We start from the raw sequence: 13,818 nt of genomic DNA on the forward strand, positions 1-13,818 counted from the left end.
AGCGGTATGCGCTGCATGCCATTGGAGCGGGCAAAAAGAGGAAGGCAAACACATGGCAAACATTCTCGTAGTTGATGATGAAATGGGCATCCGCGAGTTACTCTCGGAAATTTTGGGCGATGAAGGCCATGCGATCACGCTCGCCGAAAACGCGCAGCAGGCCCGTGACGCGCGCGCGGCCGGGGCACCGGACCTGGTGCTTCTGGATATCTGGATGCCCGATACCGACGGCGTCACCCTGCTCAAGGAGTGGCAGCGCGACGGCTTGCTGACCATGCCGGTCATCATGATGTCGGGACACGCGACCATCGATACCGCGGTCGAGGCAACCCGGATCGGCGCGCTCAACTTCCTCGAGAAGCCGATCGCGCTGCAAAAACTGCTCAAGGCGGTGCAGCAGGGCCTCACCCGGGCCCAGGAAGTGGTGCGCGCGCCGGTGATCGCGCCGCGCCCCATGCTCACGCCCCAGCCCGAGGAAAGCCCGTTGACGGCGTCGGCCATGTTTTCGGCGCAAACCCCGCAATCGGCCATCGCGCCGCGCATGGGCGGCTTGCCGAACGGGGAAGGGCATGGCTTCAACCTCAGTTTCGACCTGCCGCTGCGCGAGGCGCGCGACGCCTTCGAACGCATGTATTTTGAGCATCATCTGGGACGCGAGGGCGGCAGCATGACCCGCGTGGCCGAAAAAACCGGGCTCGAACGCACCCACCTGTACCGCAAGCTCAAGCAACTCGGCGTCGAGCCGGGCAAGCTGGCTAAAAAGAACGGATGACCGCGGCGCCTGCGCGCAGGGCTGCCCTGACCCTGGTCACGGGCGGCTCGGCGCCGCAGCGCGAGGCCGCCATCGCGGCGCGCCTTGCCGCATCGTCCGCTGCCGGCCTGTGCGCCGTGCTGCTCGAAGGGTTGCCATCCGGCCAGACCCTGCTATCCCCCTCCCCAGACCTGCAAGTGCACCGGATCGCGCCCGGCTGCCTTTGCTGCACCGGCAATCTCGTTTTACGTGTAACATTAAATCGGATCCTGCGTCTGCGCCCCGATCGGCTGTTCATCGGGCTGGCCGCCACGGACCACCTTGATCAGTTGAGATCGTGGCTGCAAGACTCGCCATACGATCAGCTGTTGGAACTGACAGCGGACCTGCACACTTGAAATCGGTCCGCATAGCCCCACCTGCCCTGATGAGCACAGTGGAACGTCTGATCGAGCGAAGGAGCAATAATGAACATGATCTACAACAGTGAACAGTACAGCGTGGTCGAGTTCGGCGTCGATCACAATCTCGAAGCCTTGCGCTTCGGCGGATATGAAATCGTCGACAAATCCGGACGCCGTGAAGCATTTATCGGCGGCAAACTTGCGCAATCATTCAGGCGCGACGTCAACAACCTGATCGCCAGCGAACCAACCATGGAAGAAATCGATGATTTCCTCGGTTCGTACGACTCGCTGATGAGCCAACCGGTGTTGTTGCACTAATATTCTGCAGGTGCTGGGACAGTAGCTGGCGGTCTCGCTACCGCGGCGCTGTTACCGGCAGAAATCAGTTCCCGCGCCGGGCAGGCTGTCTTGCGCGGGAATGCAAGAACAGGGAAATGCATCGGCATATCGTATCGGTACGCATCGATACGCCTCCTTCGCGCCGCTGGCCGCGTCCATAGTGCCAAGGCACGCGCAGCGCACAGACAAACCCGGATCGGGCGCATCACGGTACATGCCGGCAGCCAAGCCGGATTGCCGGTGCCGCCGCGCTCCCGCCGCAGGCATCGGCAAGCCTCGGAGTGCCACCCGAACATGGTATTCTGGCGTCATGTGCCAACTCCTCGGAATGAACTGCAATGTCCCTACCGACATTGTTTTTAGCTTTACCGGCTTCGCCATGCGCGGCGGCCGCACCGATACCCACCACGATGGCTGGGGCATCGCCTTCTTCGAGGGCGCCGGCGTGCGCCACTTCGTCGATCACCAGGCGGCCGTCGAATCGCCTGTTGCCGAACTGATCAAGCGCTATCCCATCAAGTCGAAAAACGTCATCGCCCATATTCGCAAGGCAACCCAGGGCCATGTGGCGCTGGAAAACTGCCATCCCTTCGTGCGCGAATTGTGGGGCCGCTACTGGGTGTTTGCCCACAATGGCGACCTCAAGGAGTTCGCGCCGACCCTGAACGGCCCGTATCGCCCGGTCGGCAGCACCGACAGCGAAAAAGCTTTCTGTTTCCTGCTGCAGGAATTGCGCAACCGCTTCGGCGACACGCCGCCGGCTTTGTCCTTGCTGCGCGCCGCGCTCAAGGAACTGGTGGCCGCCGTTGCCGTGCATGGCACTTTCAACCTGATGCTGTCGGACGGCTCGGCCCTGTTCGTCCATTGCTCGACCAAGCTGCATTACGTAGTGCGCCAGCACCCCTTTGTCACGGCCAGCCTGTCCGACGAAGATGTGAGTGTTGATTTTTCTCAAGTCACCACACCGGAAGATCGGGTAGCCATTATCGTCACCGAACCCCTGACCACCAACGAAAAATGGACCGCCTTCGCGCCCGGCGAATTCAAAGTGTTTGTGGATGGGATGTCAATACAAGAGCGTTAAGTATTTCCTCCACGCACTGGTATTAATTAGGTTACATTACCGGCTGTTATTATCCATATTTACAGGACAGATGAGCCACGACTCCGACCTAATGGCGCAGCAGATGCCAGTGCGGGATTTTTATCTGGGGCGCCAGCCTATCCTCGACCGTCAGCAAGGGCTGTACGGTTACGAAATGCTTTTTCGCAACGCTCCAGGCGAGACGGCCCAGATCGACAGCGATGTGGCCGCCACCGCCACGGTCATTGCCCACACCGCCCAGCTGGGGCTGGAAAAAGTCATTGGCGACGCGCTCGGCTTTCTGAATGTGGATGCCGAAGTGCTGATGAGCGACATTTTCGTGTTCCTGCCGCGCGAGCGAGTGGTGCTGGAAATTGTCGAGAGCATGGTGGTCACCACATCGGTGCTCGACCGCATTGCCGACCTGAGCGCGCATGGCTTCCGCTTTGCGCTTGACGACGTGCGCGTCGACGCCCCCGACGTGCAACTGCTGTTGCCGATGGTCGAGTACGTCAAGCTCGACGTGCGTTCCCTGCCGCTGTCGTCGCTGACGACCCTGGCGCCACGCTTCAAGCGCCAGAACAAGAAGCTGATCGCCGAAAAGGTCGAAACGCGCGAGGAATTCGATGCCTGCCTCGATCTGGGCTTTGACTATTTCCAGGGTTACTATTTCGCCAGGCCGGCCGTGATCAGCGGGCGCAAGCTGTCGCCGTCGCAGCTGACAGTCCTTGAACTGATGAGCCTGGTCACGTCGGATGCCGAGAATATCGAGATCGAACGCGCCGTCAAGCGCGATGTGACCCTGGCCTTCAATTTGCTGCGGCTGGTCAACACCCCGGCGATCGGCATGCGCCACCGCATCGATTCGATCAGCCAGGCGGTGACCATCCTCGGCCGCCGCCAGTTGCAGCGCTGGCTGCAGATCATGCTGTACGCCGAACCGACGCGCCGCGGCAACAGCATGTCGCCCCTGCTGCTGCTGGCCACCACGCGCGGCCGCTTGCTCGAACTGCTGGCGCAACGCTTGCGCCCGGGCCAGCGCAACGTGGCCGAAATCGCCTTCACGGTCGGCATCATGTCGCTGATGGATGCCCTGTTCGGCATGCCGATGACAGTCATCGTCGAGCAGATTCCCGTCATCGACGAGGTGGCGCACGCGCTGCTGCAGCGCACGGGATTTTTCGGCGACCTGCTGCACCTGGCCGAGTGCATCGAGCGCATGGAAGAATCCGACGACCAGGTGCTGCCCGCATTGCGCGAACTGGCTATTTCCAGCGAAGAACTGATCGAGCTGGAAGTAGCGGCCTTCGAGTGGAGCGACAAGGTGGTGCGTTTCGCCATTTAGCGCCTGTTGCGGCAGATGCAGCAGCTTTCATCTGCCGCAACAGGCTCAAGCGCGGGCAGGGGCGCCGGGTTGCCGGCGGGCCCTGCTGCGCGTGGCGCTGGCTATGTGCCGCCCGCCCATTGCTTGTGCAGGTCAGGATCGCTGCGCAACTCCCACAAGGCCAGGATGATGACGGCGATGCCCACGATGAGGCTGTTGTTCATCATGGGCCCGCGGTCTGCCACGGCCGGAATCCATGGCGATACGGCCACCCACACGCCCGCCAGCAGGTTGACGACGACGGCCCAGACGTAGGTTTTGTACAGATCGAACGCGGCGAGCACGGCGATGACCGCGCCCGCGATCCAGGCATTCATGGCCTGCGGGGTGTCGGCGGGGTAGGCCAGCACCCAGGGTGAGACGAACAGCCAGAGACCGAGCAGCAGGATCGCCTGATCCTGCCACCGCCTGGCGGAGCGTTGGATTTTCATATTGCCTCCTGAACGCGATGTGCGGCGCGGAAAAGCGTGAACAGGGGGATGCGCCGATACTCCCCGGCTGACAGAGAGTTAGGCAGAAAAAACGCGGAAAAGTTCACGCCATGTCGTTCTGCCATCGGCAGAAACGACTCCCCGCGCCAAGGCGGCACTCGGCGGGGACCCATGCGTCCCCCACGTTCGTACGGCAGTCACGAGCGGATCAACAAACTTGGGTTCCCGCCGAGTGCCGCCTTGGCGCGGGAACGACGGTGGAGGGCGCTGCGCTTTACGACAAGGTGGAGGGCGGCGCGTTTTACGACAAATTTGGCGCCAGCCAGCGTTCCAGGTCTTCTTTCGCCACCGCGCGCCGCTTGGCCATATCGTTCAACTGGTCTTCGCCGATCTTTCCGACCACGAAATACTTCGCTTCCGGATGGGCGAAATAGAATCCCGATACCGCCGCGCCCGGGAACATGGCAAACGACTCGGTCAGTTCCATGCCGATGTCCTGCGCCTGTAATACCTTGAACATATCGGCTTTCACCGTATGCTCCGGGCACGCCGGATAACCGGGCGCCGGACGAATACCGGCATAACGCTCGGCGATCATGTCTTCATTCGACAGATTCTCGCCCGCCGCATAGCCCCACAAATCGGTACGCACCCGTTCGTGCATATATTCGGCGAACGCTTCGGCCAGGCGGTCGGCCAGCGACTTGAGCATGATCGACGAATAATCGTCGTGCGCATCTTCAAAGCGCTTTTCGTACTTTTCGATTCCCAGCCCGCTGGTCACCGCAAACATGCCGATATAATCCTTGATGCCCGACGCTTTTGGCGCGATAAAATCGGCCAGGCACTGGTTCGGCCGCTGCACGCCATCGACCAGCGGCTTGACGCCCTGCTGGCGCAAGCCGTAATACGTGAATGCCACGGTGGCGCGCGTGTCGTCGGTATAGACCTCGATATCGTCGTCGTTCACGCTATTGGCCGGCAGCAGCGAAATGACGCCATTGGCGGTCAGCCAGCGTCCTTCGATAATTTTCTTGAGCAGTGCCTGGCCTTCCTCGAAGACCTTGGACGCCGCTTCGCCGACTACCTCGTCGGTCAGGATCGCGGGGAAGGGGCCTGCCAGGTCCCAGGTCTGGAAGAACGGACCCCAGTCGATATACCTGGCCAGCGTGCCCAGGTCGACATTCTTGAATTCGCGCCGGCCGATGAATTTCGGCCGCACCGGCTCGAACGCCAGGGCCATCTTGTTGGCGCGCGCGGCGCTAAGGGGCAAGATCGGCAGCGCTTTCTTGTTGGCGTGCTGCTCGCGGATGCGCACATAATCCTGGGCGATGTCTTCGATGTACTGGTCGCGGCTTTCGGGCGTGAGCAGCGACTGCGCGACCGACACCGAACGCGATGCGTCCGGCACGTACACCACCGGACCTTCGTAGTTATGGGCGATCTTCACCGCCGTGTGGGCGCGGCTGGTGGTGGCGCCGCCGATCAGCAGCGGGATCTTGAGCATGCGGAAGTGCGGGTCGCGCTGCATTTCCTTGGCCACGTGCGCCATCTCTTCCAACGACGGCGTGATCAGGCCCGACAGGCCGATCATGTCGGCGTTTTCGACCTTGGCGCGCGCCAGGATCTCGGAGCAGGGAACCATCACGCCCATGTTCACGACCTCGAAGTTATTACACTGCAGGACCACCGAGACGATGTTCTTGCCGATGTCGTGCACATCGCCCTTGACGGTGGCGATGACGATCTTGCCCTTCGGTTTGGCGACGATGCCGGTGCGTTTTTCTTCGAGCAGTTTTTCTTCTTCGATGAAGGGAATCAGGTGGGCCACGGCTTGCTTCATCACGCGCGCCGACTTGACCACCTGCGGCAGGAACATCTTCCCTTGGCCGAACAGGTCGCCGACCACGTTCATGCCGTCCATCAGCGGGCCTTCGATCACGTGGATCGGGCGCCCGCCGTTGTGCAGCAGTTCCTGGCGCGCTTCCTCGGTGTCTTCGACGATCCACTGGGTGATGCCGTGCACCAGCGCGTGCGAGAGGCGCTGCTGCACCGTGCCTTCGCGCCAGGCCAGGGTCTGCACGTCCTGCTTGTCGCCGGCTTTCAAGGTGCCGGCAATCTCGATCATGCGTTCGGTGGAATCAAGCCGGCGGTTGAGCACCACGTCTTCCACGCGCTCGCGCAGCTCGGGGGCGATGTCGTCGTACACGCCCATCATGCCGGCGTTGACGATCCCCATGGTCATGCCGGCCTTGATGGCGTGGTACAGGAACACGGTGTGAATCGCTTCGCGCGCCGGGTCGTTGCCGCGGAAGCTGAACGACACGTTCGAGACGCCGCCCGAAATTTTTGCGTGCGGCAGGTTGTCCTTGATCCAGCGCGTGGCGTTGATGAAGTCGACCGCGTAGTTATTGTGCTCTTCGATGCCGGTGGCAATCGCAAAGATGTTCGGGTCGAAGATGATGTCTTCCGGCGGGAAGCCCACCTGCTCGGTCAGTACCTTGTAGGCGCGCGCGCAGATGTCGGTCTTGCGCGCGAAGGTGTCGGCCTGGCCCTGTTCATCGAAGGCCATCACGATCACGGCCGCGCCGTAGCGGCGGCACAGGCGCGCCTGGCGGATGAATTCTTCCTCGCCTTCCTTCATCGAGATGGAATTGACAATGGCCTTGCCCTGCACGCATTTGAGGCCCGCTTCGATCACCGACCACTTGGACGAGTCGATCATGATCGGCACGCGTGAAATGTCGGGCTCGGAGGCGATCAGGTTCAGGAAGCGCTCCATCGCCGCCTTCGAGTCGAGCATCGCCTCGTCCATGTTGATGTCGATGACCTGGGCGCCGTTTTCCACCTGCTGGCGCGCCACCGACAGCGCTTCGTCGTACTGCTCGTTCAAAATCATGCGCGCGAAGGCTTTCGAGCCGGTCACGTTGGTGCGCTCGCCGACGTTCACGAAAAGAGAGTTCTCGTCGATGGTGAACGGTTCGAGGCCCGACAGGCGCTGCGCCACCGGGATCTGGGGGATCGCGCGTGGCGCGGTGGTGGCCAGCATGTCGGCAATGGCCTTGATGTGGTCCGGCGTGGTGCCGCAGCAGCCGCCGGCGATGTTGATAAAGCCGCTGTCGGCAAATTCGCGCAGCAGCGACGAGGTGTCGGCCGGCAGTTCGTCGAAGCCGGTGTCGCTCATCGGGTTGGGCAGGCCGGCGTTCGGGTAGATGCACACGAACGTGTCGGCGATCTGCGACAGTTCTTCGGCGTAGGGGCGCATCAGGGCCGCGCCCAGCGCGCAGTTCAGGCCAATGGTGAGCGGCTTGGCGTGGCGCACCGAGTTCCAGAAGGCGGGCACGGTCTGGCCCGACAAGATGCGCCCCGAGGCATCGGTGACGGTCCCGGAAATCATGATCGGCAAGCGTTCGATGGCCGGGTGTTCGGTGAAATACAGGTCGATCGCGAACAGCGCCGCCTTGCAGTTGAGGGTATCGAAGATGGTTTCGACCAGCAGCACGTCGGAGCCGCCTTCGACCAGGCCGCCCACCTGCTGGTGGTAGCTTGCTACCAGCTGGTCGAACGTCACGTTGCGCGCGGCCGGGTCGTTCACGTCGGGCGAGATCGAGGCCGTTTTCGGGGTCGGTCCGAGCGCGCCGGCGACGAAACGCGGCTTGTCCGGGGTGCTGTACTTGTCGCAGGCGGCGCGCGCCAGTTTGGCGGCGGCCACGTTCATCTCGCGGGCCAGGTGGCCCATGTGATAGTCGTCCTGGGCGATGGTGGTGGCGCCGAAGGTGTTCGTTTCGATCAGGTCGGCGCCGGCGGCCAGGTAGCGCTCGTGGATTTCCTGGATGATGTGCGGCTGGGTCAGGGTCAGCAATTCATTGTTACCCTTGACGAACAGCTCGCGCGCGCCGCTCCCGGCCGGGGCGGCGAAGCTGGCGAAGCGGCCATCGGGACCGCCGCGGTAGGCCGTTTCATCGAGTTTGTACTGCTGGATGATGGTGCCCATCGCGCCATCGAGAATCATGATCCGGCGCGACAGGATGTCGCGCAGCCGGGTTTCAGTCTTGGACATGGCGGGATGGGCGGTAGTCATGGGTGTGCTTTCGTTGGGCGGGTCAGGAGCCGGCCGGGACCGGGTCTAAAATTATACGTCATCGTGCCCTTTTGGTTTTCCAGAGGCTTAATGATCAGTTCGCTTTGTATCGTTTTGTATTTAAATACCGGCTTGATACAAGATGATACAAAATGTAGCGTGTCTGCAATCTTTACGTTACATGGGCAAACGACAATCGCTCCGATGACGCCGCAGTGCGTCTTTACGGGGAATACATAAATGAACGATGATTTTCAAACCAGCTGGTCCGAGCCAGTATCCATGCAGCAGGGTGACGCCAGCACCGTGCAGCGCCCACCAGTTGCCGCGCCGCTCAAGCAGATCGTCACGATCCGCCTCGACGTCGACATGCTGAAATGGTTCAAGGCCGCCGGTCCAGGCTACCAGACCCGCATCAACCAGATCCTGCGTGAACATATGGAAGCGCAGCAGGCTGAGCGCGACGCGGCTCAGTAAGCTGGCGCAAGGACTCAGTCGAGGCTGAGCCCTTCCAGAGGGAATCCCTTGAGAAACTCGGCCGCAGGCAGACGCTTGCCGCCGGGTTTTTGCAGTTCCGTCAGGCGCAAGGTGCCATGTTTGCAGGCGACGACGATGCCGTGCTGGGCATCGGCGGCCAGGATCTGGCCGGGAGCGGCGTCGCTGCCGGCGTCGAGCGCTTCGGCGCCCCAGATCTTGATGACCACGCCATTGACCTCGGCGTGGGCGCCGGGGAAGGGGTTGAAGGCGCGGATCTTGCGGCCCAGTTCGGCCGAGGACAGGGAAAAGTCGAGCGCGGCTTCCTCCTTGCTGATCTTGGCCGCGTAGGTCACGCCCGCCTCGGGCTGGGGCACCGGGTGCATGGCGCCGGCCGCGCGCGCGCGCAGGGCGTCCACGATCATGCGTGCGCCCAGGGCCGCCAGGGTGTCGTGCAGGCTGGCGGTGGTGTCGCCCGGCAAGATCGGCACCCGTTCCATGAGCAGCATGGGTCCGGTGTCGAGACCTTCTTCCATTTCCATGATGGTCACGCCAGTCTCAAGGTCGCCCGTTTCGATGGCGCGGTGGATCGGCGCGGCGCCGCGCCAGCGCGGCAGCAGGGAGCCGTGGATGTTGATGCAGGGCTTGATGTCGAGGGTGCTGCGCGGCAGGATCAGGCCGTAGGCGGCGACCACCATCACGTCGTAGTCGGTGGCCAGCAGGCGCGCGTGGGCCGCGGCGGCCTGGGCGGCGCGTTCGGGGTCCTTGCTGTCGAGGCGCAGGGAGAGCGGCTGCAGGACCTCGATGTCGTGGGCCAGGGCGAATTGCTTGACGGCGGAGGCATGCAGCTGCATGCCGCGGCCGGCGGGGCGGTCGGGCTGGGTAAGGACGAGTGGAATCTCGAAGCCGGCAACATGGAGGGCCTGGAGGGCGACGGCGGCGAACTCCGGCGTGCCGGCAAAGATGATTTTCATGGGATTCCCGGGTTAAAACAGTTCAAAGTACAAACCGACTGTATGTGGAGCGCAACGCTATTAACAGGCAGCAACGCTAAAAAACCTGCTGCAACGCTAAAAGCCGTCGTTCCCGCGAAGGCGGGAACGACGGTTTTAAGTGCGACGGCCGTGTGACGGGCTACGGTGGATGACTATCGGTCTATCAAGTGCGTACTAACAACGTACCAACAGGCAACCGACAGCCTGCAATCAATGCCGGCGACCCGCTGCCCGCAGCGCCGCTTCGCGTTCCATCCCGCGCTCTTCCTTGAGCATCTTGGCCTTGATCCGGTTGCGCTTGAGCGGCGACAGGTATTCCACGAACACCTTGCCCATCAAATGGTCCATTTCGTGCTGGATGCATACAGCCATCAGGCCATCCGCGCTCAGCTCGAACGGCTTGCCTTCGGCATCGAGCGCGCTGACCTTGATCTGGGCAGGGCGCTCCACACCGTCGTAGATGCCTGGCACCGACAGGCAGCCTTCATCGTAGACTTGCTTTTCAGCGCTTGCCCAAACGATCTTGGGATTGATGAACACGCGCAGGTCGTCCTTGGTCTCGGACGTATCGACGATGATCAGTTGCTCATGCACGTCAATCTGGCTCGCGGCCAGGCCCACGCCGGGCGCGTCGTACATGGTCTCGGCCATGTCGGCTACCAGTTTGGTGATGCGCTCGCCGAATTCGGTGACCGGCTTGGCAACCTTGTGGAGGCGCGCGTCAGGGTAGCGGAGAATATTCAGTATTGCCATAGGTCTAGTAATTTCGATAACAATTCGGTGATAATTTCAAGTGCTCATACGCATAAGATTCTAAAACACAACAAAAACACAACAGACCCACAACCGGGTTGAGCATGGTTTTTCTTGCTAGTTCAAGGATTTATGTGCAGAATTTGATCCAGTTCGGCAAGCCTTATCATCGATATCGTCGATAGGGTAGCGTTAAATCGCGCTGTCTCTTGCGCTGTGGCTGGCAAGGTGACGTGTCCAGCTAGCAATTCCGTGTTAATGCCGCACTTTACGGACATCTCAATGAAAAATTTTAGCACAGTCGGCGTCCGCGTAGCGGTTGTGGCGCTTTTTGCGGGACTGCTCGCAGCCCCGACCCAAGCGGCCACCTGCGAATTCCGGCCCAATGCCCCTGACCAGCATCTGGTGGTCAAGGGCGACACCTTGTGGGATATTTCCGGCAAGTTTCTGGAGCACCCATGGTGCTGGCCCCAGGTATGGGGACTGAACAAGGAAGAGATCCGCAACCCGCACTGGATTTATCCGGGGCAGGTGATCTACTTCGACCGCAAGAACAACCGCTTGTCGCTGTCCCGTCCGGGTAGCGGCGATGGCTCGGGCAGCGCGAATGGCGTGCTGCGCCTGTCGCCCCAGGTGCGTACCGAAGGCTTGGGCAAGGATGCGATCCAGGCCATTCCGTCGGGCGTGATCGAGCCGTTCCTGTCGCAGCCCCTGATCGTCGAGGCCGACGAACTGAAAGGCTCGCCGCGCATCGCCGCAGCCCAGGAAGGCCACGTCTACCTCGGCAAGGACGACAAGATCTACGTTCGCGGCAACCTCAAGGGTGGCAGCTCGTTCCAGGTGTTCCGTCCGGGCACTCCGCTCAAGGATCCGGAAAACGGCAAGCTGATCGCTTATGAAGCGGTGTACCTGGGCACGGCCAAGCTGTTTGCCGAAGCCAAGCCAGGCGTCGATGTGCACACCTTCATGGTAGCCACGTCCAAGCAGGAAATCGGCGTGGGCGACCTGCTGATTCCGGCGCCGCCGACCGTCATGCGCAACTACATGCCACACCCGCCCGATCAAAAGGTCGAAGCGCGCGTCATGGGCGTGTATTCGGGCGTGACCCATGCCGGCCAGAACCAGGTGGTCAGCATTAACCGCGGCACGCTTGACGGCGTCGATGTCGGCACCGTTCTCCAGCTGTACAATCTGGGCAAACGTGTGGTCGACCCGGGTGCCGCAAAAACGGGCATCCTTCGTACCACGAAACCGACGATCAAGCTGCCTGACGAACAGTCCGGCACCCTGTTCATCTTCCGCACGTTCAAGCGCGTCTCGTACGGCTTGATCATGCAGGTAACCGAGCCGGTGGAAGTCGGCGACGTGGCCAGATCACCGGAGTAAAACCGCCGTGCAAGACACGGACCCCGCCAACCCCGTCAGCCAGGCCGAACGCCTGGCTGCCTGGGTACGCCTGGAGCAGACCCCGGGCGTGGGGCCCGGTACGGCGCAGCGCCTGCTTTCCCGCTTCGGCACCCCGCAGTCCATCTTTTCCGCCTCCCATCTTTCCTTGCGCGAGCTTGTCTCCGACAGCGTTGCGCGCGCCCTGTGCGCGCCCATGCCGGACGCTTGCGCCGCCTACCTCGACACCGTGCGGGACTGGCTGGCCCAGCCCGGTCACCATCTTCTCACGCCCGACGATCCCGCTTTCCCGCCGCTGCTGCGTGAACTGGCCATGCCGCCGCTGCTGCTGTACGCCGCCGGCCGCGTCGCGCTGCTGTCGGCGCCGGCGGTGGCCGTGGTCGGCAGCCGCAATGCCACCGGGCAGGGCGCGGCCAATGCGCGCGCCTTCGCCAGTGCGCTCAGCGGCGCCGGCTTGACCATCGTGTCCGGGCTGGCGCTGGGCATCGATGCCGCCGCCCATGATGGCGGCTTGCGCGGTCCGGGCTCGACCGTGGCCGTGACCGGCACCGGGGCCGACCGCATTTATCCGCGCCGCAATGAAGAGCTGGCCAGACGCATCGCCGAAGAAGGTTGCATCGTCAGTGAGTACCCACTCGGCACCGGCCCTTCGCCCGGCAACTTCCCGCGCCGAAATCGCCTGATCAGCGGCATGTGCTGCGCCGTGCTGGTGGTCGAGGCCGCCGCCGGCTCGGGTTCGCTGATCACCGCCAGGCTGGCGGCCGAGCAGGGGCGCGACGTGTTCGCCATTCCCGGTTCGATCCATTCTCCGCTGTCCAAGGGCTGCCATAGCCTGATCCGCGACGGCGCCACCCTGGTCGACTGCGTCGACGACATCCTGATTCCATTGCAGGTCGCGCCGCTGGCCACCCTGGAGGTGGCGGCGCCGGAGACGGCCATCCGCGACGCCGGCCAGCTGGCGCTGCTCGACGCGCTGGCGTACGAACCGAGCGGCGCCGATGCACTGGCCGCGCTGACCGGCAGCGACCCGGGCACGCTGGCGGGCCAGCTGCTGGCACTGGAACTTGCCGGTCATCTTGAACGATTGCCGGGCGGATTGTTCCAGCGCGTAAAGCGCTAAGAAACCGCGCAAGGGGTGCACGGACGGGGCTTGTGTCCAAGCGAGCTTAACTGATAGAGTAGAGCCATGTTCGATATCCTTGTCTACCTTTACGAGACGTACTACCGCCCCGATGCCTGCCCCGAGCCGGCCGCGCTGGCGCGTAAACTGTCCGCTGTCGGTTTCGACGATGTCGAGATCTCGGAAGCGCTCGTGTGGCTGACCGACCTGACCGAAATGGCGGGCGACGAGACCAATCTGTCGTTCACCTCCAGCGGCACCCGCTTTTACGTGCAGCAAGAATACGATGCGCTCGGCAGTGCCGCGGTCGGCTTCATCCAGTTCCTCGAAAGCGCGAGCGTGCTCAGCCCTGTGCAGCGCGAAATCGTCATCGAGCGCGCCCTGGCGCTGGAAGAGTCGCCGGTGGGCCTGGGCAAGCTCAAGATCATCGTGCTGATGCTGCTGTGGAGCCAGGGCAAGGAACCGGACGCGCTGATGTTCGACGACCTGTTCGGCTCCGACGACGAGCAGGCTCCCCGCCTGCTGCATTGAGTCCGGCCGGCGTCGCCCGCGCAAGCCCGGCGGCGTTCCCGTTTTCCCGTCCACGCAACGCTTC

General features: G+C 62.6%; 13 protein-coding genes. 9 read left to right on the top strand and 4 right to left on the bottom strand.

Annotation, left to right across the window (positions count from 1 at the left end; all coding sequences use genetic code 11):
- Positions 1–52: 52 nt before the first annotated feature.
- The 5 genes from RBA40_RS17575 to RBA40_RS17595 all read left to right on the top strand — a co-directional run bounded on the left by RBA40_RS17575 (position 53) and on the right by RBA40_RS17595 (position 3,926).
- A complete protein-coding gene (locus RBA40_RS17575) occupies positions 53–772 on the top strand; it encodes a response regulator (protein WP_099874245.1) in 720 nt (239 codons plus the stop codon).
- Positions 769–1,149 (top strand): P-loop NTPase family protein, encoded by a 381-nt coding sequence (locus tag RBA40_RS17580; protein WP_306649077.1) that lies wholly within the window; start codon positions 769–771, stop codon positions 1,147–1,149. The genes RBA40_RS17575 and RBA40_RS17580 overlap by 4 nt, the downstream gene beginning before the upstream one ends.
- Before the next feature lie 69 nt (positions 1,150–1,218).
- On the top strand, positions 1,219–1,476 hold the full coding sequence (locus RBA40_RS17585; protein ID WP_054266260.1) for a BTH_I0359 family protein: 258 nt from the start codon (positions 1,219–1,221) through the stop codon (positions 1,474–1,476).
- 331 nt (positions 1,477–1,807) lie between these two features.
- A complete protein-coding gene (locus RBA40_RS17590) occupies positions 1,808–2,581 on the top strand; it encodes a class II glutamine amidotransferase (RefSeq protein WP_306623707.1) in 774 nt (257 codons plus the stop codon).
- Positions 2,582–2,651: 70 nt separating this feature from the next.
- Positions 2,652–3,926 carry an EAL and HDOD domain-containing protein gene (locus RBA40_RS17595; RefSeq protein ID WP_306649078.1) on the top strand — a complete coding sequence of 425 codons (1,275 nt, stop codon included), beginning with the start codon at positions 2,652–2,654 and terminating at the stop codon, positions 3,924–3,926.
- A 101-nt stretch (positions 3,927–4,027) separates the two neighbouring features.
- Here RBA40_RS17595 and RBA40_RS17600 read toward each other — a convergent pair whose 3' ends face one another.
- A complete protein-coding gene (locus RBA40_RS17600; RefSeq protein WP_306649079.1) occupies positions 4,028–4,396 on the bottom strand; it encodes an SPW repeat protein in 369 nt (122 codons plus the stop codon).
- Positions 4,397–4,697: 301 nt separating this feature from the next.
- Positions 4,698–8,456 carry a methionine synthase gene (gene metH / locus RBA40_RS17605; RefSeq protein WP_306649186.1) on the bottom strand — a complete coding sequence of 1,253 codons (3,759 nt, stop codon included), beginning with the start codon at positions 8,454–8,456 and terminating at the stop codon, positions 4,698–4,700.
- A gap of 261 nt (positions 8,457–8,717) precedes the next feature.
- On the opposite strand from metH, the gene RBA40_RS17610 reads away from it, so the two are divergent.
- Positions 8,718–8,954 carry a BrnA antitoxin family protein gene (locus RBA40_RS17610; RefSeq protein ID WP_306623704.1) on the top strand — a complete coding sequence of 79 codons (237 nt, stop codon included), beginning with the start codon at positions 8,718–8,720 and terminating at the stop codon, positions 8,952–8,954.
- 14 nt (positions 8,955–8,968) lie between these two features.
- Here RBA40_RS17610 and fmt read toward each other — a convergent pair whose 3' ends face one another.
- Together fmt and def are read right to left on the bottom strand one after the other, a co-directional pair.
- On the bottom strand, positions 8,969–9,925 hold the full coding sequence (gene fmt / locus RBA40_RS17615) for a methionyl-tRNA formyltransferase (RefSeq protein ID WP_306649080.1): 957 nt from the start codon (positions 9,923–9,925) through the stop codon (positions 8,969–8,971).
- Positions 9,926–10,156: 231 nt separating this feature from the next.
- Positions 10,157–10,699 (bottom strand): peptide deformylase, encoded by a 543-nt coding sequence (def, locus tag RBA40_RS17620; RefSeq protein WP_306649081.1) that lies wholly within the window; start codon positions 10,697–10,699, stop codon positions 10,157–10,159.
- 282 nt (positions 10,700–10,981) lie between these two features.
- Between def and RBA40_RS17625 the strand changes: the two genes are divergently transcribed.
- The 3 genes from RBA40_RS17625 to RBA40_RS17635 all read left to right on the top strand — a co-directional run bounded on the left by RBA40_RS17625 (position 10,982) and on the right by RBA40_RS17635 (position 13,754).
- On the top strand, positions 10,982–12,085 hold the full coding sequence (locus RBA40_RS17625; RefSeq protein WP_306649082.1) for a LysM peptidoglycan-binding domain-containing protein: 1,104 nt from the start codon (positions 10,982–10,984) through the stop codon (positions 12,083–12,085).
- A 7-nt stretch (positions 12,086–12,092) separates the two neighbouring features.
- A complete protein-coding gene (gene dprA, locus RBA40_RS17630; RefSeq protein WP_306649083.1) occupies positions 12,093–13,223 on the top strand; it encodes a DNA-processing protein DprA in 1,131 nt (376 codons plus the stop codon).
- Positions 13,224–13,289: 66 nt separating this feature from the next.
- Positions 13,290–13,754 (top strand): Smg family protein, encoded by a 465-nt coding sequence (locus RBA40_RS17635; RefSeq protein ID WP_099874256.1) that lies wholly within the window; start codon positions 13,290–13,292, stop codon positions 13,752–13,754.
- The last annotated feature ends 64 nt before the right edge of the window (positions 13,755–13,818 follow it).

Origin of the sequence: Massilia pseudoviolaceinigra (assembly GCF_030846505.1) — a bacterium.
Lineage (GTDB): Bacteria > Pseudomonadota > Gammaproteobacteria > Burkholderiales > Burkholderiaceae_D > Telluria_A > Telluria_A violaceinigra.

What these genes read in the sequence shown, in the direction of transcription:
- RBA40_RS17580 (WP_306649077.1), top strand. Translation starts at nt 769, where the DNA reads ATGACCGCGGCGCCTGCGCGCAGGGCTGCCCTGACCCTGGTCACGGGC.
- RBA40_RS17635 (WP_099874256.1), top strand. Translation starts at nt 13,290, where the DNA reads ATGTTCGATATCCTTGTCTACCTTTACGAGACGTACTACCGCCCCGAT.
- def (WP_306649081.1), bottom strand. Translation starts at nt 10,699, where the DNA reads ATGGCAATACTGAATATTCTCCGCTACCCTGACGCGCGCCTCCACAAG.
- RBA40_RS17595 (WP_306649078.1), top strand. Translation starts at nt 2,652, where the DNA reads ATGAGCCACGACTCCGACCTAATGGCGCAGCAGATGCCAGTGCGGGAT.
- RBA40_RS17610 (WP_306623704.1), top strand. Translation starts at nt 8,718, where the DNA reads ATGAACGATGATTTTCAAACCAGCTGGTCCGAGCCAGTATCCATGCAG.
- RBA40_RS17625 (WP_306649082.1), top strand. Translation starts at nt 10,982, where the DNA reads ATGAAAAATTTTAGCACAGTCGGCGTCCGCGTAGCGGTTGTGGCGCTT.
- fmt (WP_306649080.1), bottom strand. Translation starts at nt 9,925, where the DNA reads ATGAAAATCATCTTTGCCGGCACGCCGGAGTTCGCCGCCGTCGCCCTC.
- RBA40_RS17585 (WP_054266260.1), top strand. Translation starts at nt 1,219, where the DNA reads ATGAACATGATCTACAACAGTGAACAGTACAGCGTGGTCGAGTTCGGC.
- RBA40_RS17600 (WP_306649079.1), bottom strand. Translation starts at nt 4,396, where the DNA reads ATGAAAATCCAACGCTCCGCCAGGCGGTGGCAGGATCAGGCGATCCTG.
- metH (WP_306649186.1), bottom strand. Translation starts at nt 8,456, where the DNA reads ATGTCCAAGACTGAAACCCGGCTGCGCGACATCCTGTCGCGCCGGATC.
- RBA40_RS17575 (WP_099874245.1), top strand. Translation starts at nt 53, where the DNA reads ATGGCAAACATTCTCGTAGTTGATGATGAAATGGGCATCCGCGAGTTA.
- RBA40_RS17590 (WP_306623707.1), top strand. Translation starts at nt 1,808, where the DNA reads ATGTGCCAACTCCTCGGAATGAACTGCAATGTCCCTACCGACATTGTT.